Below are 19,409 nucleotides of genomic sequence, written 5' to 3' on the forward strand. Positions count from 1 at the left end.
ATGCAAGTATTAAAACAAGGTTTTGAAAATAACAACATAACCATTGCCAAAAAAACTTTTGATGTTGAAAAAATAAAGCAACGCTTTTTCAGAGACAAAAAAGTGATAAAGCTAACCTGCCCTATTCATGGGCTAGAGTATGAAACTCTTGATGAGGCCGAAAACCTTTGCCCTCTTTGTCTTGAAGAGCAGGAAAATCAAGAGCAGCAAAAATGGGAGGTGGATCGGATTTTAGACAGAATTGACGGATTACCTAAGCGTTATATTCACGCAGGCTTTAAAAATTACAAGGTAACACCGCAAAATGAAACCGCTTATAAAGCCGTCATATCTTTTGCAAAAGAGCCTAAAAATAAATGGCTTTTGCTTTTAGGAAACAACGGCACCGGCAAAACGCATTTAGCTCATGCGGTGTTAAAAGTTACGGGCGGTATCTATCGTGATTTTGATGACATAGCGACGGATTTACTTGACGCTCAAGCCGGTTTTGGTGAAGGTCAAAACGCCGTACTTAACAAGTATTCTTCTTGCCCTATGCTGGTAGTAGACGAAGTTGACAAAGTGAAAAAAACGGAAGGTCGTATCGGATGGCTTAATATTATCTTACGCCGCCGATACAACGAGATGCTTCCGGTTATTCTTTGCGGTAATATCGACCTAGAAACATTATGCAAGCATATAGACCTTAACGAAGGTAAGGCTATGCGTGATAGAATTGAAGAAGTCGGAGAAGTAGTACTTTTTAACTGGGAAAGCTCTCGTCCCGAAATGCGGAGCGTGTGAACCGGCAATTAAAGGTTGACGGTTTTAAAAGTGGCTATCAACTAAAAGTTTACAGCCATAAGGGAGATTTGAAGATGATTATTGCAAAATTTGAAGGTAAAGTAATTAAGCGCTCGGATAATTGGGTTATTGTACGGTGTCCATTCAGCGGATTACCTAATTATATGGATGTGTGTATTTATAAAGAAAATAATACTATCGATGCTGGCACACAATACAAAGGGGAGATAGAGCTTACCTTTATTGATGAAAAACTATTACTTGGTTATGAAAGAAAGGAGAATTGAAAAATGAAAAAGATTGATTATTGGGATTTAGCTGATAGCGAGCGGTTGTATTATACAAGCGTAAATGAAGCAGTTGAGGAAATTTTAAAAAACCTACAAGAAGAAGAAAAGGAAATACCAAGCGTCTTAACATTAACGGGTTTTACAAAAATGAAGCCTGATGTAAAAAATGAGGCTATTTGTGTTTTAAATAATTTTCTAGAGTCTTTGGATTGGACTTTTAGTTATTACGATGATGTTTATACAGAGCCCACAGAAAGGATGAAAAAAGCAGCAGAAAAGTTTGTAAGGGAAGTATTGAAAGATTATGAAGTTTCTAATTATGTACCTGTTTGTACAAAAGAAGTTAATATCAAACGATGGATTAAAAGGCATCCTGATTGGGATAAATAAAAGGAGATATAGTTTATGGAATTTGACAAATTAAGAGTTTACACGGCATTAAACGCCGATGAATTACAAATTGGGAGCAAGTGCATTTTTGCAAACAGTATAAAAGAAATAAAAGACTGTTTACAAACTGATTTTTTTAATATAGAAACTCTTACAAAAATAAAAGATGAGGCGTATTGTGCACGGTTTATTATACACAATCACTCTTTACATCAAGATATGGATTATGCTTTAGCCTATCTCATCGAGTTGCCCGCCGAACCAAAGTACAAGCCTTTTGAAAGTATTGATAAAGCGATGGAAGCAATCAAAAAACACGGTGGGTGGGTAAAATGGAAAGACGACGATATACAAGGTCTTGTAGTCGGGAAAAGTGATGATCGAGTAAAAATATTACAGGATTGGGTTTTACCAGAAGAGTTATTTGAGGGTTATGTCTTTGCCGATGACGGCAGCCCTTGCGGGGAATTGGTAGAAGAATGACCTATCTATCTGTATGCAGCGGTATTGAAGCAGCAACAGTCGCATGGGAGCCTTTAGGCTTTAAACCTGTAGGTTTTGCAGAAATAGAACCGTTCCCGTGCGAATTGTTAAAGCAAAAATACCAGAATGTAAGAAACTATGGAGATATTACTCAATATGAAAACTGGAACATCGAACAATTTGACATTCTGGTCGGGGGAACACCTTGCCAGTCTTTCTCGATTGCGGGAAAACGAGGAGGAACCGATGACGAGCGAGGCGCTCTCATGTATGCCTATTTGGGAATTGTGGAAGCATGTCGCCCCCGCTGGATTGTATGGGAAAACGTCTCCGGCGTTTTATCCTCGAACAGCGGATATGATTTTGCGAGCTTCCTTGCAGGGCTGGAAGAATGCGGGTATGGGTGGGCTTACAGGGTGCTTGACGCTCAATACTTCGGAGTACCCCAACGCCGCCGTAGAGTCTTCGTTGTCGGACATTCTGATAACAGGACAGACCTTGTCGCAAAAGTATTATTTGAGCAAGAAAAACCTAGAACTTCTTTTGAGGCGAGCGAAGGCAAGACAAAAGAAATTACCGGAACGCTTACAACAGGCTTTGGAGCAAGAGGCTTTGACTGCGATACAATCTTGAACAATCAATTTGCCGTTGAAAGCTATACACAATCCTCTTTTGCTCAATATAAAGAGGGCGTGGGGACTTTGAAAGCAAGCGGCGGAGACTTCGGCGGTGGAAGTGAAACGATAATTAAAGAAGGGAGAAACATCCGCCGTCTTACCCCGCTTGAATGTGAACGCTTACAGGGTTTTCCTGATAATTACACACAAATCGAATGGAAAGGTAAGCCTAAAGACCAATGTCCCGACAGTCATCGTTATAAAGCAATCGGCAACAGTATGGCCGTGCCGGTAATGCGGTGGATTGGAGAAAGGATTAAAAGGATAAAGGGAGTAAAAAAAGAATGAGTTATGATTTAAAAAAAAATTAAGCGTGAAAACAAGTTTTATGCTCGTCTTTCTAACGGACAGATTATAAAACTAAAAGCCCTTAATGCAGATGATGCCTTAAAAGAAGCCGAAGTACGATTTGAAAGCTATAATAATAAATGTAGATATATGGAAAAATATATTGTTTTTCAATACAAAAAAAATAAAGGGAAGGAGAAATAAAATGCCATTAAATAAATCAACCGGAAATATGTACAAATTTATTACGCATACGTGGAACACAATTAAGGGTGAATGCCCGCACGGATGCAGTTACTGTTATATGAAGCGGTGGGGTAAACAGCCGCCGTTACACTTTGATGAAACGGAATTAAAAACCGATTTAGGAAAAGGAAACTTTATTTTTGTCGGTTCTTCTTGCGATATGTTTGCTGAAAATATCCCCTTTGATTGTGTGCATAAAACACTGGAACATTGCAAAAAGCATCCTGAAAACGAGTATCTATTACAAACTAAAAATCCCGCTAGGCTTGCAATGTTTTTCCAAATGCTGAATGAATATTTTTCTTTGTGTACTACCTTAGAAACAAATAGAACGTATAGGACAATAATGAACGTCAGCCCTTCAATTCTCGATAGAGTGTTAAGTTTTACAAAAATACCAGCAGAACGTAAATATATTACTATTGAGCCTATTATGGATTTTGATTTACCAGAATTTATCACAATGATAAAACATTGCAATCCTAGACAAGTAAACATTGGGGCAGACTCAAACTCAAACCGTAACAAGTTGCCTGAGCCGCCGAAAGAAAAAATCCTAGAGCTTATTGCAGAACTTGAAACTTTCACAAAAGTAGTACAAAAGAAAAATCTGAAAAGATTATTGAAATAAGGAGGGGTGATAATGATGAGAAAAGAAGTTATAACTATGATTATTTTATGTATTTTTATGATACCATTTATACCTTTCTTTGCAGAACTGTTTATCGAAGGGTATGTAACTAAAAAAAAATACATTCAGAGTCTTAAACTAACTTTGTTCCTTTTTATAATTCTTAATATTCCATTGTTTTTGTATTTGATATCAGAATAAGGAGAATAAAAAAATGATAGAAATGAAATTAAAGGGCAGTATTCAGTATATCTGTAATAGCCATTATGAAGTTGTTTGTAAAAAAGACAATGGGAAATATGTACTTATCAAAGTGATAGGGGAATGCCCTTATGCTATGGATCAACAGATTACTATTGATTGCACATTTGTTGATGTTGATATAACCGGTAAATATTATGAGTTAATCGTAAAGGAGATATAAATATATGAAAGATATGAAAGATATTAAAGATGTAAAAAAATGGATTAAAGAAAATCCAATAAATATAAAAGATAAGGAGAAAAAGATGTATAAAGAAATTTTTAAACTAAAAAAAATGCTTGAGGATGAAAAAATCCCTTTTGAATGGGAAGCTCCGCATTTTGATGGATACCATCTATTATACCCTGAAAAAGAAAATTTCGTCTGTTCAGTTATTGAGTTTGATGGTTCTTATGGTGGACATCACGATTTACTAGAAATAATGGGGCTTATGACAGATGCTGAAATAGTTAAGGAACAAGATGATGTTTTAGGTTGGCTAACAGCAGAAAATGTCTTTAATCGAATAAAAAAGCATTGGGATATGGTACAAAAGGAAAAATAGGAAATGAAAACAGATGCAACAGTAGAAATTATAAAATGGCAAAATGGAGAATTGACACTTAAACTCACGGGCGATATTGACATTAAACAAATGGAAGCATACATCCAACATCGCAAAGATTTATACCGTAAAGAAATGGATTATAGGTATTCCGTAGGTAAAAAATACATAGCTCCGCCTATAGAATTGCTTTTATCCGACAAATACAAAAAACGCACTACTGGCAAAAACTCGCAAAATACAAAACTTCACGGCCTTATACGAGCTATTGCCAATGCGACCGGCAATGATTTTGCGATGGTTAAGTATGCCATAAAAGAAAAAGCTATGTATGAAATGAATTATCCGGCTATGAAAGACGAAAACGGTGAGGTTGTTTGGAATATTCTTTTTAATAGGCCTTTCCCACAAAGCGAGGCTGATTGTAATACTCAGGAAGAAAGCCTATTGATAGAAACGGCTTACAGACTAGCTGCCGAAGAAGGGATATATTTAGAATAATTTTTAAATATTTTTTAAAATAATGTTGTGTTACTAACTCAACTTATGAATACTATTTGTAGGAGGTTTAGATATGAAAGCTAAGCTAATTTTTATTATCATTTTAGGGCTTGTTTTGTTCGGAGTTCTTATGATGACTTACGGACAAACAACACCGGCCGACATCGTTGGAGCAGCGATTATATTGCTCGGAGGAGGTGTCGCAGTCTTTGACTGTTTGAAACAAAAACGGAATAAATGGTTACTGATACCTCTTGTACTAGGAATAATAACTTTGGTTACCGCCGGATTTATACAAACTGAACAAACAATCCTTGTAGCGGTTTTCGGATTTATAGCTTTAGGAATATATTTTTATTTGGTTTTATTTAAAAACTGTAATGATAAAATAAAAACTTGATAACTGTCCCGCCCTGCCTGATGTTGTCTTTTCCTTAATCCTTGCAACTTCGGCGGGGCTTCTTTTAATCGGTGGGAGGGAGAAAATGAAAGAATTGGAACTTTTTGAAAACGAAAAAATTGAGAAACAAGAAAGCACAATGACAGTTAAAGAAGTGTCAGAGATTTTAGGGGTAACGGAAAGAACGGTACAAAGGCATTTAAAATCTGTTAGAGATAGCCTCGACAACATTGTCGAGGTACAAAACGGTATAAAATCCTTAATAACTGAAAAGGAAGTAACTCTCATTAAAAAGAAAATAGAATTAAGTGGGCGGAATGATGTTGTAAATCCTATTACACTTCCTAAAACTAATTTAGAAAAGCAACTTTTAATCCGGCAAGCAATGCAATTGCAAAATGAAATGATAGCAGAGCTTGAAGCGGAAAACAAACAGCTCAAAATTGAGAATGAACAGCAAAAGCCGAAAGTAGAATACTTTGATATCCTTATAAATCGAGGCAACTCTACAAATATTCGCAACACAGCAAAAGAACTAAAAATACCTGAAAGGCAATTTATCAAAATGTTACAGCTTGACGGCTTTTTATATAGGGATAAACACAATCAACTATGTCCATATTCCGAGTATATCCAAAAAGGATATTTTGAGGTTAAAGAATGGCAGCAGGGAGAAAAAACAGGCACACAAACACTGATTACTGTCGAAGGTAAGCAGTTTTTTATAAATAAATATCAAAAGGCAGCATAGATACGGCATGAATGAAATAACAAAAGAAAAAACAGACAATCAAAAACAATGTGGAATAATTAAGGTGTATAGAACTGACAATCCTCTTTTAAGAGGACACATAACACATTTAATAAATAGTAGGTATAGATAATGACAATAAAAGAAACAAGGCTTTATGTTTTTAACCGTGATAAATGGCATTGTGTAGTCTGCGGTAAAAAAATAGACTGGAGTACCGGACAAATGGCTCATCGAATACCCAAAACAAAACAAAATATTAAAACTTACGGCCTTAAAATAATAGATCATCCATTCAACCTAAAAACTACCTGTTGTTTGCGTTGTAATTCGGCAGTATTGATAAATAATCGGCCTATCGAAAAAGAGCAGTTAGTTGAAGCAATAAAAAGAGATGGAAGGTATTAAGTATGTATTACAAGAAAAATAAGTACAACATATCGAGTAAAGAACGCCGGACAATAGACGGCATAACATTTGACAGTCTGGCCGAAATGAAGCGATACCTTGAATTAAAACAGCTTGAAAAGATAGGCGACATAGCCTGTCTTGAGTTGCAACCCAGATTTTTACTTGTACCAAAAACAGAAAAAGGCGGTCGAGCAGTTTATTATTATGCCGATTTTAAGTATATCAAAAACGGAAAAATCATGTATGAAGATGTAAAAGGCGTACAGACTGATGTATATAAACTAAAGAAGAAACTTTTAATGTGGATTTATCCTGATATTTGTTTTTATGAGAATAAAGTATAAAAAGTATTAAGATGTATGAAAAATAACACAATCAAAAAAAAGCTATTGACAATACTTGCTAAAAATGTTATTATTGTGGTATGAGTTTTGAGAAAGAAGCATTAAAACCTGTACATGCAGGTGAAATTCTGTTAAAAGATTTTATGAAGCCGAATAACATTACAGCTTATCGGCTTTCAAAAATTATAAGACTTTCACAAACACATATAGGCCGAATTATCAAGAGAAAAAGGCCTATTACTTTAGATACGGCATTAAGGCTTGCTAGAGTGTTTAGCATCAGTCCAGAGTTCTGGCTTAATATTCAAAACAAATACGATCTTGACAATTTGAGCGATGAAATAAAAAAGGAGATAGAAAAAATACAACCTATAAAAAAGGAGAGTAAAAAAAATGCAAATAAAAGTTTTAAGTGTTAAAAATCCGTATGCATATTTGATAATTCAAGGCGGAAAAGATGTTGAGAATAGAACTTGGACTACCGACTATCGAGGAAGAATATATATTCATGTAAGCGGAGATACACTACCATTTATTACTCAAGACGAAAATCCACCTAAATTTATAGATGTTAAAGACAACGAAAAGATATTAAATGAGTATGGCGATTATGCAGAAAAACTTGAAGACTGGTACTATAACTTATTAGATGCTTATGTTGAAGCTGGAATTCCTGAAGGTACACGGTCAGAATCAGAAATGTTACAAAGAATATGCGACTATCAAGATAAATGGCTTTTAAAAAGTCAATCAATAATCGGCTATGTTGATTTAGTCGATATTGTAAAAGACAGCTCTAGTCCGTGGTCTATAGACGGACAATACCACTGGATTTTAAAAAATCCTACACTTCTTAAAAATCCAATCAGGCAAGTAAAAGGTAGACTAGGCCTGTGGAATTATAACTTATTGGAATAAAAAAACTTTTTTCTTCTTTTCTCTTGTGTTACTAACTACCAATTATTTAAAATAAAGATACTTACTTAATTTTTAGGGGGTATCTTTATGTTTATACTTTTTAGACAAGATCCATTTTATAATGGACTTATGGGACTAAGAGTTTATTTTGACGGTTCCGGCGGTATTGGTAACGGCTCGACAGGAAGTGCAAAACAAAAAGCGTTGCGAAGGAATTCTGGAACTGGTCTTATTTTTTCTACAAACAGAAATGGTAGAAAAAGGTTCTTCTAGTCGATGAAAAACCTGTATTCATCAATACAGTACATGGCGGATAATGTTCAATCCGCCATTGTGCTTTATTCACTCGGTAAAGACTCAACAGTAATGCTGGACTTATTCAATAAGTTTATGAAAGGGCGATATACGCCTGTTTTTTTATATTACTGTGAAAATCTTGAGAGCAAGAATAAAGTTATCCGCTATTACGAAAAGCGGTATAATATAAAGATTGAGCAATATCCGCACTACGAAACAACTTATCTACTTTCAAGAGAAGGTAAAAACATCAAACGCCTTACAATGGCTGATACATTTGCGGCATTGAGAGCAAAGTACAATATTGAATACATAGCTTTAGGCTGGGAGGCTTGCGAGAGCCTGGCTAGAGCCTGTATGCTTAAAACTTTCGACAATGGTATAGACTGGAAGTATAAAAAACTCTGTCCTTTACACGAATGGGCAAAAAAAGACATCAATAATTATATAAAACAAAACCGCTTAATCCTCGCACCCGAAACATATTCAGGGTTTCGCAATATAGATATATACAAAGGCTTATCTCTTGAATGGTTAAAAAATAACTTTCCTGAAGATTATCAAAAATGGGTAACAAAATACCCAATGGCTCAAGCCGATTTTTTGAGGTGGCAAGAATATGGAAAATAACAAGTTTGAAGTATATCAAATGCAAACGGTAAAACGCAGTAGTATACACGAAGCACCCTATAATCCTAGAAAAATATCTGATGAAGCTCGTAAAAAGCTAAAAAAAGGCTTAAAGACTTACGGACTTGTACAGCCGATAGTTGTAAACCGCTTAACAATGAATGTTGTGGGCGGTCATCAAAAACTATCAATCATGGACGAAGAATATAAATATCCTAAAAATGATTATTCTTTGCAAGTATCAATGATAAATGTTGACGAGGAAACAGAAGTAAAAATCAACATCTTCTTGAATAATCCTGCGGCTCAAGGTGAATGGGATAACGAGTTATTACAAGAAATTAAACTAGCCTATCCTGATATAGATTTTCAAAAAGACTTAGCTTTTGATATGCTTGATATGCAATATATTTTTGCAGGTTCAAGCCTTTTTGATGATGATAATAACTTATTTGACACCAACCCCGAACAAAACGATATAGTCGATATGGTAGAGCAGGCAAAAAAAGCAGATCGCCTTAAAGAAGCACGACAGGCAGAAAGAGATATGCGAAAAGCCGAAAACCGAAGCGATAATGATTATCAGGCAAAGTACGACGATTACACCTTAACTCTTGTATTTGAAAACAACGCAGCAAAACAAGATTTTTGCAGACGGGCTCACATTGAAACAAAAGAAAAGTTTGTAAAATCTTCAATCCTTTATGATGTAGCAGACGGTAAAATAAACATGAGAGGTCAAGCATAATGGCGGAAAAATGGGATAGACAAGAAAAAGAAACGGCCAAACAGTACGAATACTTTAAAACCTTTCTTAATCTCGGAGCTTTGCGGACGATCCCCAAAGTGCAAGAAAAACACGGCAAAAGTCTAACATATTATCAGAAATTGTCATCTCGTAATAACTGGATAGCTCGTGCAGATGCTTACGACCGCTATATTGACGAAATAATAAGAAAAGAAAACATAGAGGCTATAAAAAAAGCAAACAAAGAAAACATACAACTTGCACAGGCTATAAAGTTTGTTGCAGGGAAAAAAGCCAAATTGCTGATTGACAAAATAAAAGCGGCCGGAGATAACATTGAAAGTTTGAACGAAGTTATAAACGAAATATCATGGAATGTATTGCCCCAACTCGCAAACATGTCCGTAGATATTGAGCGTAAGGCGTATGGTATGAACGATGAGATTTTAAAAATATCGTTAAGTGATAATTCTGATGACAACGATATTGAAGTAAACATAGCGTTCAAGAAAAAAGCCCTTGCCGAAAAACTTACCCCCATAAACGAGCCGGAGGCTGAATAGTGAAAGCGCCGCTCAAAACAGGCTGGAAATGCCTAGATGATAGAACTCTTACCGCTGATACGCTAAGAAACAATCCAAAGGCTAAGGACGAATTCTTAAACTCGCTTTCACTTGAAGAACTTGAGCGTATAGAATACGATTGGGCATTTTGGGCTAGAGATAGTCAGCTTCCCCCTCTTGAGTGGGTAACAGGGGAAAAATATATCTGGGTTTTACGATGCGGTCGAGGTTTTGGTAAAACAAGAACAGCGGGCGAGGCTATTATAGAGGCGGTAAAATCAGGAAAATATAAACACCTATCTCTTTGTGGAGCAACAGCTGAAGAAGTGCGGGATATTATGATTAACGGAGAGAGCGGCATAGCCCGATACTGTCCGCCTAGCTTGGGTATGGTTTATAAGCCGTCTGTAAAAAAAGTATTCTTTAACAATGGAGCTATAATTAGTATATTCTATGGCTCTGAACCTGAAAAATCGAGAGGAGCTCAATCAGACTTCTTATGGTGCGATGAAATACACAAATGGAGATACCCGAAAGAAACATTTGACAACTTGCTTTTAGGTTTACGCTTAGGAAGCAATCCTCTTTGTGTTGTTACGAGTACGCCAAAACCCACAAAGTTTACAAAAGAAATTGAGGCCTTAAAAGACGCTAACGGCAAATCATGTGTATGTGTTACTATAGGCTCTACTTTTGAAAATAAAGCCAACTTATCACCTGCATTTATAAACACCATTACAGCACAATACAAAGGCACTCGACTTGAGCTTCAAGAATTATACGCACAAATCCTAGATGACAACCCTAATGCTTTATTTAAAAAAGAATGGATTGAATATAACAGAGTTGATGAATTGCCTATTCCGGCAAATCGACAGCGGATTGTTGTCTGTGTTGACCCTGCAATAAGTCATAATCAAGAAGAATCAAATCATAATGGTATTATCATAATTCTTGAAGCATATGCACCTGAAAAGCTCGCTCTTGAAGGCGAGGTAAAATGTAAGGACGAAATGCACTATTATATACTCCGTGATAATTCAATAATCGGAAGACCTAGCGAATGGGGATCTATTGCAGTAATGACGGCTGAACACTATCACGCAGATGTAATCGTGATTGAGGATAATCAAGGCGGCGATATGGTAGAAAGCACGCTTATAAATGCAGGTTGCAAAATACCTATTGAGCGAGTACACTCGACACGCAGTAAGCAAGCAAGAGCTATGAACGCTTCTTTACTTTGTGAAAAGGGGCGTATTCATTTTTACAGGGATAAAAAAGAATACACTAACTATGCAGAAAGCGGTAAAGGACACTACATCGACAACTTACAAGTACTTGAAGATGAGCTATGCAACTGGCAGCCTGGCGATGACAGCCCCGACCGTATGGATGCTTTTGTACACGGTATAAACTTTTTAAAACCTGATACAAAAAATCCCATAAACGAAGATACTGCGAGAAGTGTTCTTGCTAAAGCTATAGGAAAATAAAAGGAGAAAAATATGAAACTATTTGATTTTTTGAAAAGAAACACAATCGGACTTTTTATTGAAACAAAACGAGACGGACGGGGGGCGTTTGATAACATAAAGACAGATTATGTTCTATCTCGTTCTTTGTATTCATCGGCTCCGGCAGATAGCGGAGCATATTCTAACTATGCTAATTACTCGCTGGGCAATTATTCTACAAAAACCTATATAGACACTTTTAGCTGGTTTATCGGACTTCCTGAAATTACCGCCGAAAGTGATACATTCACGGCCGATATTCAAAAGTATTTAACAAAGAATAAAAATAAACTCTTGGCTATTTATCGGCAGACTATGATTGACGGCAAACATTTTGTATGGCTAAGAGCTGAAAAAAACATTAAGGGTAAAATCATAATGCAGATTAAGCAAATACCTTTAGAAAATGTCATAGAAGATGATTGTATTAAAGACTCGCTCGGTAATTATACAAAGTTTGTTATAGAAACAGTAGAGAAATGGAAAGATAAGAACTTTGACAAAAAAGCAACTATCAAAATAGAACTAACAGCTGGTAAAGAGCTTATAACTATAAACGGAGACCAACCTCCTCAATACAACTCAAAGCATATAGAAAACACAAATAGCTTAAACTTTGTACCGGTTTACTGTCTTTACAACAATAAACAAACATTCCTTAAAGACGGAATACCAGAAATAGCGGCCGCTGTTCCTTTTATTTTAAGATACGATGCAACTTTAAGAAAGCTGGGGAAACACATAGACGAAATCTTAGATCCAAAAATACAGGCAAGAGTTAAAAATGTATCAGACTTTTTAAAATATTCATTCGGGTTTACGGCTGAAGACTTGGAAAATATAAACTCCGGAAAGCAAAGCATAGATATATCACAATTCAAAGCCGCAATTCTTAGCGGTGAGAATGACAGTGTCAATTTTATCCAACAGCCTAACAATGCTGAAAGTGCTATATCTCTTTTAAAACTTTTACACTGGATTATTATTGAACTTACAATGCCTGAATATTTGTATGGCACGGCTATGAACTCCACCAATGCAAGCGTTCAAGAACAATCCCCTGTATGGGCTAAAAAAGTAGAAGGTCGACAAGGAGAATATAACGATTTCTATATTTGGCTATCCGATGTTTTTTATCTTTTCCAAAACGCAATAAATGGACGGGATATTTACAGTACAGACGGCGGAGCCGATGATATATCTATCCGCTGGGCAGAGCTAACAGTTAAAGATGATGTACAAGTGATGAATGCTCTCTCCACATTTATAAATGCAATGGATAAGGCTATGATTATGGGCTTAGTATCACCGCAATCGGCATTTAATACGCTTAAAACTTTTATATCAATTCCAAATGATTATGAAACAGAGAAAGAAGCAGCTGCTGAGTGGATTAAACTAAAAATCAACCTTGAGGTCTTACAAGATAGAATAAGAAGCGGGGATATTGACGCTGGAGATGCAATCGAAGACTTATTCAAAGAGGCTGATTGATGACATTTGACTTATCAGGTATTCCTGAAGAATTACAAGTTTTTATAAAAGAAGCCCTCGAAATGCGGAAAGCCGCCCTACTCTTTACTGAAAAAGAAATAAAGGCAGCTATGCAGGAAAGTATAAACAAAATAAAAAAGCATATTGGATATGGTACATTTAAGGGTATAACCAAAGAACTTAGCGATGTTATCGAAGAACAAAAAATATTTTTTGCGGCCGAACTCGACCGAATACTTGATGAAGGATTAACTAAAGCTAGTTATGCAGGGCTTTCAATCGGGAACGGTATTTTAAAACACTACAAGGCAAAAGGCTTAATTAAAGGCAGACTTATTGAAAAAGATATTATGCGTGAAGCCGAATTGATAGCAAAAAGCACAATGGAGAAAAAGCGAGTCTTTAAAAATAAAGAGTTTGTGTTGTCAGATAGGATATGGGATTTATCCGGAAACAATTACGAAAAAATCAAAGAGATTATATCAAGCGGTATAAATACTGATTGCGTGAAGGTTGCAAAAGCTCTAACGCAATATGTAAAACAAGGATCTGAAACACTTGCAAAAGATTATCCTAACATGTATACTAGAATGGGCGGCAGAGTTCCAAAAAACTTAAACTATGAGGCCTTACGGCTCGCTAGGAACGAATTAAGCGAGGTCTATTGGCAATCAACTATAGAAGGTTATAAGGATAACCCTGCAATAAAAGCAGTTAAGTGGCTATTGTCAAATAACAGAACACCGGGGTTTCACGATGTTTGTGATGAGTTAGCTTATGCAGATGACTTTGGACTCGGATCCGGTATTTACCCTTTAGATGATGCACCGGAAAAACCGCATATATGTTGCCTCTGCAACCTTGCACCTATTATCGCCGATGACATAAAAAAAAGCGATGTTGTAAATAAACCGCCTGAAAATTGGGAAGAGATAAAAGAGCGGTTAAGACATAAAAACTCATTTATAAATATAGATGAGTTGACCGAAGAGCAAAAGGAAACACTAAGAGAGCAGCGGCGTGAAGCATACAGACGGCAAAAGGAAAAGAAAGAGGCAGAGAAAAAGGCTTTTGAACAGAAACTTGACACCTTGCACAATAATCCGATAGAATACGGGAAAACATACAGAGATCATTATGGTACAAAAATAAATGCTCAAAAGCAAAACCGCCATATCTACGGACACAAAAGTGCAAAAGATAACAGTAGTTATTTTAAAAATGATTTGCGGACTTTACAGCAGATTGTTAATGAAAAAGCAGGAACTGGATACATATCTTTGATAAAGAAACAACTTACTGAAATAATCAAAGATGATAGATTAAAAGGTTTTAGTAAAAGTACGATTGATGATTTTTTTTATGAAACAAACAAGGCTAAAATACATTATAGTAACACCGGTATACATATAGTACCTACATTAAAGGAGATAAAAAATGACTGAAAAAGAGTTGATTGAAATATATAAAAAAAATTTACATAAACAAATTAAAGTAAAATGTACAGACGGTAATATTTTTGAAGGTTTCTGTTCAGGCTTTACACGAGCTGTTGATAATGAACCCGAAATATCATCTATAATGTTAGACCCTATAAAAAAGTCTAAAAATATTTATTATGATATTTTAGCGACCGAAATAGACGCTATAGAAACTCTTAATTAAAAGGCATATAGAACCAAAATCCCCACCCTAGAGAGCTCCAAAAAAGCTCTCTTTTTTTTATTCAAAAAAAATAAAAATATTTTTCTTTTTCTCTTGCGTTACGTACTTACTAAAAAGTACCATAATAAAAACTTTTTTTAGTTTTATATTGCGTTACGTACCTATGATTTTGTAACATAGAAAAAAAATAGGAGCTATAAATGGGTAAAAAAGAATATATACAAAAACCGCTGCCTTTCGGAGAGATGACAAACGCACTAAATATATCTTGTAAGGGCGAAATGCTTATAGGCGATGAAGCTAAAGACCTTATAGCTAAAATACCGCTTAATCCTCTTGCAACGCCTGAAATGATAAAGGCTTTAAAACACGAAAAAGAACCGCTTGATTGCGTATTCACTGTAGACTATAGACAGGGTGGAAACGGTACTTATGCCGATAGTGCATTTGAAAGCATTGCAAACAAAATATTGACAAGCCCCGTATTCGTTCCGGCTTGTTACGGACATCAAAGTCAAGAAGCCTTTTATTATGAAGGTCGTGAGATTTACGGCTCGGTTATTGGTGTATGGCTCGACAAAGAAAATGAGAAAATACACTACCGCATAATACCGGATAAGGGAGACCACGCAGAAAAAATAAGGCGATGGTTAAAAAATAAACAAATAAATGCAGTGTCAATTTGGGGTATTCCAACCTATGACTCAACAGGAGTTATAGTAATTGATTACAATCTCAGATCCATCGATTTTGTACCGCCTTTTACGGAAGGACAAAAAAACGAGCTTTTAGTCGGTGAAATAGGAAATATAGGTTTTAATGAACTCGATAGAAAGCTCTCGCAAGCCGTAGACAAAAAATACAAGGGCTATATCTATGTTCCCGAATTCTATAGCGACTATTTAATCGCTGAAGACAGTGGGCAATTTTATAAAATCCCGTATGAATTAAAAAATGATGATGTCGTTTTGGGCTCGGCGGTAAAGGTGCGCCGAGTTATCGAATATAAACCTATGGAGGTAGAAATGGAAAACATAACAAATGTAACAAACGATGAACTTTTGGCGGAAATAGCAAAACGTACAAAGGACGGTCGTATGTCAGCCTTAGTGGTTGCGGGTGAAATGAACCTCAAACTTGAAGACACACAAAAAGTCTCTTCTTTGGAGGCTTCGGTAAAAGAGTTTGACGAATTAAAAAAAGCCGCCGGTGAAATGAGTATCGCCGATGCTATCTCTATTGCAAAAAAAGCAAAAGAGACGGAAAAAAGCGAAAACGAAAAAAAGGCTTTCGGCGAGATTGTAGAAACCGTCAAGATTGAAAAAGGCTTAATCAAGGACGGCAAGCCTACCGGCGAAATGGCCGCTATGGTCGACAAGTTTGCACGGCTTGAACAGGGTATGACAAAAGAACAAATCGCAGGCGAGATGGACAGAGTTATCAATGACGCTGACATTCAAAAAATGGTACAAGCAAAAGCCGCTCAAGACCCCATAGGCGAAATGGGAAATAAAACAGGCGGTAGTGAAAAAACCGTTATAACTTTTTAAGGAGGTATAAAAATGGTATATGAACACAAAGTAAGGTCGACTATAAAAACAGTTCCGGTATCGGCAGTGACTGTTCCTACGGGACACGCTCTTGATAAGCACGGTATTGTTTTTGTAGGGGATAGAGTTGGGGTAGCTTTTGATAAAATCAGCGACACCGAAGTATCCGTCAATTTTGATACGGAAACCGATTTCTCAACAACTCTTTTTGATGGAGCTTCTTTGCCGAAAGTTGGAGAAAAAATCTATGTTGCAACAGCAGACGGGAAACTCACAAAGACATCGGCAAGTAATAAGCTGGTCGGTTTTTACTGGGGTAAATCAGGTAATTCCGTTATTTTCTCGCTCGTAATGTAAGGAATAGGAGGTAATCATTTTATGAAAATAATTACAAAGGAAGAGCTTAGAAACTCGGCTCTTGAAGAAAAAAAAGAGTTTAGAGCCTTTTACAAGGCACCTAATGAACCCGCAGGTGAAATGGCTTTACAGAATACCGGCACCGGCAGCGGGGCAATATTCACTCAAGAGATGTTTTCTCGTCTTGCAAAAGCCGAAAAAGAGGCCGCTGGTGAAATGAGTATGCAAGATGTAAGGGCGTTTATACAAAATGCAACCGTAGATGTAACAAAAGGAATGGCCGCTAACCCGACTCTCTATCAGTTTATCTACGATGAGATTTTCAATTCCGAGTTTACGGAAACAATCGATGTCAGAGACTTGATTGGACTTCAAGCAGCTTTCGGCATTGTCAATGCAGGGGAAAGCGTACCTTTGGCAGGTTGGAAAACCGGAAAACTCGAAACCGTGAAAATGCTTGACTATGCTTGCGGTTATTCGGTTTTGAAAAAATGGGTAACGTATAATCAGTTCTGGAATGTCGAACGGGCAAACAAGGCAATGGGTGTTGCTCATAATGCAATCCTTGATCATATCCATTTATTTCCGATTATAAAGGCTTCTTATTCGGGCGGCTCTATTACAAACAAAGTAACCGGAGCAGCATATACTAATGCGACAGAGCTGACGATCGTCTATTATACGCTCCGCAAGGGTATCAAGGACGCCTTAAAACGTCAAAATGCACAAGGCTTTAAACTCCGCCCGACTATTGCACTTTGTAACAGTGCAACGGCTATGGATGTTGAGGCAGCTGTAGCTGGAATGTTACAAAATGGTTCACAACTCGGACCATTGGGGCAGATTAAAACTGTACTCGCTTATGACGGATGGCAGGGAGAGATTAAGGGCGAAAAAGTAACTTTTGACGCTCCGGCAGATAATGAGGTATATCTCATTCAGCCTAAAGATATGTTCAAGGCTCTTGTAAAGACTGATATTACCGAACTTACACAGAAAGGCGATATTATGAAACTTTCAAACCTTGATGTAGCACAATTCTTTAGCCGTGCAGTCATAGCCGATATATCAGACTCAGTACATAAGGTTGTACTCGCTTAAAAAAAGATGGGCGGAATATTCCGCCTGCCTTTTAATAAATGAAGGAGGTTAAAGAGTTATGATAATCACCGAAGCAACTATTAAAAGAATACGCAATCTGTTAAACGAAGAAATTCCCGAAAACGGAATGGACAAAGACACCAACTTTTCCGACATCGATTTGACAATAACTATTCAAGGGGCTGAAAGTGAAAATCATGCTCTTTATCTTTTATGGACTCAAAAAGCCGGTATCATTCAAAAAACAGCCAGAGATATAAAAAGTATTCACGCAGGCGGCGAAAGTATTGAAAAATATACAGCCGCCGATTATGTAAGCCTTTGCCTTAAAACAGCACAAGGCTATAAGGAAGCATGGGAGGCGGAAAATAAACAAAAAAACGCATCTTCATTTTTTATTTATCAAAAAAAATACGAGGATGATTTATGGTAGGCGATATTGAGGTTTTACGAAAAGACACGGAAGAAATTATAAACATCAATCCAGTTGAAATTGTCTTTATCCGAAATGAAAAACAAGAAGATGAATTCGGTAATATCAAAAATATTGAAAAACGAACTGAAACGCAACGGGTAAGAATTGCCGAGCTATCTCATAATGAAACAGATAGACTTATACAAGAAGGTTTATTAAAAAATCATGTTGTAAATATTACAGCGAGATATAACGCTGATATTCAATCGGGCGATAAGTTCGATTTTTGCGGTAACAGATACGAGGTTGAATTTATCCGAAAAATTACAGTCGGCGGATATGATAATGTATTTAAAATGTCAGGAAAGGCAAAAGAAATAAACGAGGCAACGGAATGAGAGGTATGGACGCTTTTTTTTCAAACCTAGACAAAGCAAAAAAAGAAATACTCGATGAGTGTGAAATGGTTGCTCATAAGACTGCTGCGAGCATGGAGCGTTATGCAAAAGAAAAAAGGCCATGGATAGATAGAACTGGAGATGCCCGAAAAGGATTAAAAGGCAAAACTTCTATTTTCAAAAATACAATATCATCATCCATACATCAAGATTTGTATGGAGATACAGGGAAAGAATATGGGTATTACCTTGAGAATGCTCATAATGGCAAATATGCAATATTGACTGAAACGAGAAATCATCATGCCGGTATGTTCTTTGATGGAATACAAGAAGCTTTAGGAGTTGCTATAAACAGGGTATAAGAAAATGAGAAAGGCTATTTATAAGAAACTAGAAGAAATCTATCCAACTTATTACATAGGAAATGAAAAAAAGACGACACCTAAGCCTTATCTTATTTTCAAAATGGGAAATGAAATCAAAACCCATACCTTTGGGAGATGGCAAACTTTTACGGTTTTTGCCATAGCTCCGGCAGGAGACTTTGAAACTCTTGATACAATGTCTGAAAAGATTATTAAAGGTCTTGACGGTAAGCATATCAATAGAATATCTGATGGCTCTACCTTTTTAATTCAATTTATGGATTGCGGAGATGAGTTTGTAGAAGGAGAACTCAACGCAATATCGAAACAGCTTAATTTTAAAATACCGTCTTTCGGGCGGGATTTTATGTAAATATTTTATTG

The 19,409-nt window shown here is 36.4% G+C and carries 30 protein-coding genes; all 30 read left to right on the plus strand.

Features of this window, described 5'->3' with window-relative positions; all coding sequences use genetic code 11:
* The 30 genes from HGJ18_RS05570 (at nucleotide 1) to HGJ18_RS05715 (ending at nucleotide 19,398) form a co-directional block, all read left to right on the plus strand.
* Complete coding sequence (locus tag HGJ18_RS05570) at nucleotides 1–783, plus strand: DnaA ATPase domain-containing protein (protein ID WP_253698091.1); 783 nt, start codon at nucleotides 1–3, stop codon at nucleotides 781–783.
* Nucleotides 780–1,070, plus strand: a complete 291-nt coding sequence (locus HGJ18_RS05575; RefSeq protein ID WP_253698092.1) for a hypothetical protein — start codon at nucleotides 780–782, stop codon at nucleotides 1,068–1,070. Before HGJ18_RS05570 ends, HGJ18_RS05575 begins: the two co-directional genes overlap by 4 nt.
* Before the next feature lie 3 nt (nucleotides 1,071–1,073).
* A complete protein-coding gene (locus HGJ18_RS05580; protein ID WP_253698093.1) occupies nucleotides 1,074–1,463 on the plus strand; it encodes a GNAT family protein in 390 nt (129 codons plus the stop codon).
* A gap of 15 nt (nucleotides 1,464–1,478) precedes the next feature.
* Nucleotides 1,479–1,946 (plus strand): hypothetical protein, encoded by a 468-nt coding sequence (locus tag HGJ18_RS05585; protein ID WP_253698094.1) that lies wholly within the window; start codon nucleotides 1,479–1,481, stop codon nucleotides 1,944–1,946.
* Entirely contained in the window at nucleotides 1,943–2,911 is a 969-nt protein-coding gene (locus tag HGJ18_RS05590; protein ID WP_253698095.1) for a DNA cytosine methyltransferase, read from the plus strand. Before HGJ18_RS05585 ends, HGJ18_RS05590 begins: the two co-directional genes overlap by 4 nt.
* A gap of 205 nt (nucleotides 2,912–3,116) precedes the next feature.
* Entirely contained in the window at nucleotides 3,117–3,788 is a 672-nt protein-coding gene (locus HGJ18_RS05595; RefSeq protein ID WP_253698096.1) for a DUF5131 family protein, read from the plus strand.
* Between the two features lie 214 nt (nucleotides 3,789–4,002).
* Complete coding sequence (locus HGJ18_RS05600) at nucleotides 4,003–4,212, plus strand: hypothetical protein (protein WP_253698097.1); 210 nt, start codon at nucleotides 4,003–4,005, stop codon at nucleotides 4,210–4,212.
* A gap of 4 nt (nucleotides 4,213–4,216) precedes the next feature.
* A complete protein-coding gene (locus HGJ18_RS05605; protein WP_253698098.1) occupies nucleotides 4,217–4,597 on the plus strand; it encodes a hypothetical protein in 381 nt (126 codons plus the stop codon).
* A 3-nt stretch (nucleotides 4,598–4,600) separates the two neighbouring features.
* A complete protein-coding gene (locus HGJ18_RS05610) occupies nucleotides 4,601–5,098 on the plus strand; it encodes a hypothetical protein (protein WP_253698099.1) in 498 nt (165 codons plus the stop codon).
* Between the two features lie 73 nt (nucleotides 5,099–5,171).
* Nucleotides 5,172–5,498, plus strand: coding sequence for a hypothetical protein (locus tag HGJ18_RS05615; RefSeq protein WP_253698100.1), 327 nt, complete (start codon nucleotides 5,172–5,174; stop codon nucleotides 5,496–5,498).
* 94 nt (nucleotides 5,499–5,592) lie between these two features.
* Nucleotides 5,593–6,249 carry a phage antirepressor KilAC domain-containing protein gene (locus HGJ18_RS05620; RefSeq protein WP_253698101.1) on the plus strand — a complete coding sequence of 219 codons (657 nt, stop codon included), beginning with the start codon at nucleotides 5,593–5,595 and terminating at the stop codon, nucleotides 6,247–6,249.
* Nucleotides 6,250–6,381: 132 nt separating this feature from the next.
* Nucleotides 6,382–6,657, plus strand: a complete 276-nt coding sequence (locus HGJ18_RS05625) for an HNH endonuclease (protein WP_253698102.1) — start codon at nucleotides 6,382–6,384, stop codon at nucleotides 6,655–6,657.
* A gap of 2 nt (nucleotides 6,658–6,659) precedes the next feature.
* Entirely contained in the window at nucleotides 6,660–7,004 is a 345-nt protein-coding gene (locus HGJ18_RS05630; RefSeq protein WP_253698103.1) for a DUF1064 domain-containing protein, read from the plus strand.
* Between the two features lie 80 nt (nucleotides 7,005–7,084).
* Complete coding sequence (locus HGJ18_RS05635; RefSeq protein WP_253698104.1) at nucleotides 7,085–7,423, plus strand: HigA family addiction module antitoxin; 339 nt, start codon at nucleotides 7,085–7,087, stop codon at nucleotides 7,421–7,423.
* Nucleotides 7,398–7,922, plus strand: coding sequence for an ASCH domain-containing protein (locus HGJ18_RS05640; RefSeq protein WP_253698105.1), 525 nt, complete (start codon nucleotides 7,398–7,400; stop codon nucleotides 7,920–7,922). The genes HGJ18_RS05635 and HGJ18_RS05640 overlap by 26 nt, the downstream gene beginning before the upstream one ends.
* An 87-nt stretch (nucleotides 7,923–8,009) precedes the next feature.
* The gene (locus tag HGJ18_RS05645) at nucleotides 8,010–8,195 is read left to right on the plus strand and encodes a hypothetical protein (RefSeq protein ID WP_253698106.1); all 186 of its coding nucleotides are present in this window, start codon (nucleotides 8,010–8,012) and stop codon (nucleotides 8,193–8,195) included.
* Between the two features lie 3 nt (nucleotides 8,196–8,198).
* Nucleotides 8,199–8,849 carry a phosphoadenosine phosphosulfate reductase domain-containing protein gene (locus HGJ18_RS05650; RefSeq protein ID WP_253698107.1) on the plus strand — a complete coding sequence of 217 codons (651 nt, stop codon included), beginning with the start codon at nucleotides 8,199–8,201 and terminating at the stop codon, nucleotides 8,847–8,849.
* A complete protein-coding gene (locus HGJ18_RS05655; protein ID WP_253698108.1) occupies nucleotides 8,839–9,597 on the plus strand; it encodes a ParB N-terminal domain-containing protein in 759 nt (252 codons plus the stop codon). Before HGJ18_RS05650 ends, HGJ18_RS05655 begins: the two co-directional genes overlap by 11 nt.
* Complete coding sequence (locus HGJ18_RS05660) at nucleotides 9,597–10,160, plus strand: hypothetical protein (RefSeq protein ID WP_253698109.1); 564 nt, start codon at nucleotides 9,597–9,599, stop codon at nucleotides 10,158–10,160. The genes HGJ18_RS05655 and HGJ18_RS05660 overlap by 1 nt, the downstream gene beginning before the upstream one ends.
* A complete protein-coding gene (locus tag HGJ18_RS05665) occupies nucleotides 10,160–11,656 on the plus strand; it encodes a terminase large subunit domain-containing protein (RefSeq protein WP_253698110.1) in 1,497 nt (498 codons plus the stop codon). The genes HGJ18_RS05660 and HGJ18_RS05665 overlap by 1 nt, the downstream gene beginning before the upstream one ends.
* A gap of 12 nt (nucleotides 11,657–11,668) precedes the next feature.
* Nucleotides 11,669–13,171: a DUF445 domain-containing protein gene (locus tag HGJ18_RS05670; protein WP_253698111.1), complete on the plus strand. Its 1,503-nt coding sequence runs from the start codon at nucleotides 11,669–11,671 to the stop codon at nucleotides 13,169–13,171.
* Complete coding sequence (locus HGJ18_RS05675; RefSeq protein ID WP_253698112.1) at nucleotides 13,171–14,616, plus strand: polymorphic toxin type 50 domain-containing protein; 1,446 nt, start codon at nucleotides 13,171–13,173, stop codon at nucleotides 14,614–14,616. Before HGJ18_RS05670 ends, HGJ18_RS05675 begins: the two co-directional genes overlap by 1 nt.
* Entirely contained in the window at nucleotides 14,609–14,836 is a 228-nt protein-coding gene (locus tag HGJ18_RS05680) for a hypothetical protein (protein WP_253698113.1), read from the plus strand. Before HGJ18_RS05675 ends, HGJ18_RS05680 begins: the two co-directional genes overlap by 8 nt.
* A 200-nt stretch (nucleotides 14,837–15,036) precedes the next feature.
* Nucleotides 15,037–16,386, plus strand: coding sequence for a hypothetical protein (locus tag HGJ18_RS05685; RefSeq protein WP_253698114.1), 1,350 nt, complete (start codon nucleotides 15,037–15,039; stop codon nucleotides 16,384–16,386).
* A 12-nt stretch (nucleotides 16,387–16,398) separates the two neighbouring features.
* Nucleotides 16,399–16,743: a DUF2190 family protein gene (locus HGJ18_RS05690; protein ID WP_253698115.1), complete on the plus strand. Its 345-nt coding sequence runs from the start codon at nucleotides 16,399–16,401 to the stop codon at nucleotides 16,741–16,743.
* Nucleotides 16,744–16,764: 21 nt separating this feature from the next.
* Nucleotides 16,765–17,844 carry a hypothetical protein gene (locus tag HGJ18_RS05695; protein WP_253698116.1) on the plus strand — a complete coding sequence of 360 codons (1,080 nt, stop codon included), beginning with the start codon at nucleotides 16,765–16,767 and terminating at the stop codon, nucleotides 17,842–17,844.
* A gap of 58 nt (nucleotides 17,845–17,902) precedes the next feature.
* Nucleotides 17,903–18,277 (plus strand): hypothetical protein, encoded by a 375-nt coding sequence (locus HGJ18_RS05700; protein ID WP_253698117.1) that lies wholly within the window; start codon nucleotides 17,903–17,905, stop codon nucleotides 18,275–18,277.
* Complete coding sequence (locus HGJ18_RS05705) at nucleotides 18,271–18,657, plus strand: phage head closure protein (protein WP_253698118.1); 387 nt, start codon at nucleotides 18,271–18,273, stop codon at nucleotides 18,655–18,657. Before HGJ18_RS05700 ends, HGJ18_RS05705 begins: the two co-directional genes overlap by 7 nt.
* A complete protein-coding gene (locus tag HGJ18_RS05710; protein WP_010697698.1) occupies nucleotides 18,654–19,022 on the plus strand; it encodes an HK97 gp10 family phage protein in 369 nt (122 codons plus the stop codon). The genes HGJ18_RS05705 and HGJ18_RS05710 overlap by 4 nt, the downstream gene beginning before the upstream one ends.
* A 4-nt stretch (nucleotides 19,023–19,026) precedes the next feature.
* Nucleotides 19,027–19,398 (plus strand): hypothetical protein, encoded by a 372-nt coding sequence (locus tag HGJ18_RS05715; protein ID WP_253698119.1) that lies wholly within the window; start codon nucleotides 19,027–19,029, stop codon nucleotides 19,396–19,398.
* Nucleotides 19,399–19,409: the final 11 nt, after the last annotated feature.

This window comes from Treponema denticola (assembly GCF_024181405.1).
Taxonomy (GTDB): Bacteria; Spirochaetota; Spirochaetia; order Treponematales; family Treponemataceae; genus Treponema_B; species Treponema_B denticola_D.

Excerpts from the sequence above, each read along its gene's own strand:
- HGJ18_RS05570 (WP_253698091.1), top strand. The coding sequence starts at position 1 with ATGCAAGTATTAAAACAAGGTTTTGAAAATAACAACATAACCATTGCC.
- HGJ18_RS05580 (WP_253698093.1), top strand. The coding sequence starts at position 1,074 with ATGAAAAAGATTGATTATTGGGATTTAGCTGATAGCGAGCGGTTGTAT.
- HGJ18_RS05585 (WP_253698094.1), top strand. The coding sequence starts at position 1,479 with ATGGAATTTGACAAATTAAGAGTTTACACGGCATTAAACGCCGATGAA.
- HGJ18_RS05590 (WP_253698095.1), top strand. The coding sequence starts at position 1,943 with ATGACCTATCTATCTGTATGCAGCGGTATTGAAGCAGCAACAGTCGCA.
- HGJ18_RS05595 (WP_253698096.1), top strand. The coding sequence starts at position 3,117 with ATGCCATTAAATAAATCAACCGGAAATATGTACAAATTTATTACGCAT.
- HGJ18_RS05600 (WP_253698097.1), top strand. The coding sequence starts at position 4,003 with ATGATAGAAATGAAATTAAAGGGCAGTATTCAGTATATCTGTAATAGC.
- HGJ18_RS05605 (WP_253698098.1), top strand. The coding sequence starts at position 4,217 with ATGAAAGATATGAAAGATATTAAAGATGTAAAAAAATGGATTAAAGAA.
- HGJ18_RS05610 (WP_253698099.1), top strand. The coding sequence starts at position 4,601 with ATGAAAACAGATGCAACAGTAGAAATTATAAAATGGCAAAATGGAGAA.
- HGJ18_RS05615 (WP_253698100.1), top strand. The coding sequence starts at position 5,172 with ATGAAAGCTAAGCTAATTTTTATTATCATTTTAGGGCTTGTTTTGTTC.
- HGJ18_RS05625 (WP_253698102.1), top strand. The coding sequence starts at position 6,382 with ATGACAATAAAAGAAACAAGGCTTTATGTTTTTAACCGTGATAAATGG.
- HGJ18_RS05630 (WP_253698103.1), top strand. The coding sequence starts at position 6,660 with ATGTATTACAAGAAAAATAAGTACAACATATCGAGTAAAGAACGCCGG.
- HGJ18_RS05635 (WP_253698104.1), top strand. The coding sequence starts at position 7,085 with ATGAGTTTTGAGAAAGAAGCATTAAAACCTGTACATGCAGGTGAAATT.
- HGJ18_RS05640 (WP_253698105.1), top strand. The coding sequence starts at position 7,398 with ATGCAAATAAAAGTTTTAAGTGTTAAAAATCCGTATGCATATTTGATA.
- HGJ18_RS05645 (WP_253698106.1), top strand. The coding sequence starts at position 8,010 with ATGTTTATACTTTTTAGACAAGATCCATTTTATAATGGACTTATGGGA.
- HGJ18_RS05650 (WP_253698107.1), top strand. The coding sequence starts at position 8,199 with ATGAAAAACCTGTATTCATCAATACAGTACATGGCGGATAATGTTCAA.
- HGJ18_RS05655 (WP_253698108.1), top strand. The coding sequence starts at position 8,839 with ATGGAAAATAACAAGTTTGAAGTATATCAAATGCAAACGGTAAAACGC.
- HGJ18_RS05660 (WP_253698109.1), top strand. The coding sequence starts at position 9,597 with ATGGCGGAAAAATGGGATAGACAAGAAAAAGAAACGGCCAAACAGTAC.
- HGJ18_RS05670 (WP_253698111.1), top strand. The coding sequence starts at position 11,669 with ATGAAACTATTTGATTTTTTGAAAAGAAACACAATCGGACTTTTTATT.
- HGJ18_RS05675 (WP_253698112.1), top strand. The coding sequence starts at position 13,171 with ATGACATTTGACTTATCAGGTATTCCTGAAGAATTACAAGTTTTTATA.
- HGJ18_RS05680 (WP_253698113.1), top strand. The coding sequence starts at position 14,609 with ATGACTGAAAAAGAGTTGATTGAAATATATAAAAAAAATTTACATAAA.
- HGJ18_RS05685 (WP_253698114.1), top strand. The coding sequence starts at position 15,037 with ATGGGTAAAAAAGAATATATACAAAAACCGCTGCCTTTCGGAGAGATG.
- HGJ18_RS05690 (WP_253698115.1), top strand. The coding sequence starts at position 16,399 with ATGGTATATGAACACAAAGTAAGGTCGACTATAAAAACAGTTCCGGTA.
- HGJ18_RS05695 (WP_253698116.1), top strand. The coding sequence starts at position 16,765 with ATGAAAATAATTACAAAGGAAGAGCTTAGAAACTCGGCTCTTGAAGAA.
- HGJ18_RS05700 (WP_253698117.1), top strand. The coding sequence starts at position 17,903 with ATGATAATCACCGAAGCAACTATTAAAAGAATACGCAATCTGTTAAAC.
- HGJ18_RS05705 (WP_253698118.1), top strand. The coding sequence starts at position 18,271 with ATGGTAGGCGATATTGAGGTTTTACGAAAAGACACGGAAGAAATTATA.
- HGJ18_RS05710 (WP_010697698.1), top strand. The coding sequence starts at position 18,654 with ATGAGAGGTATGGACGCTTTTTTTTCAAACCTAGACAAAGCAAAAAAA.
- HGJ18_RS05715 (WP_253698119.1), top strand. The coding sequence starts at position 19,027 with ATGAGAAAGGCTATTTATAAGAAACTAGAAGAAATCTATCCAACTTAT.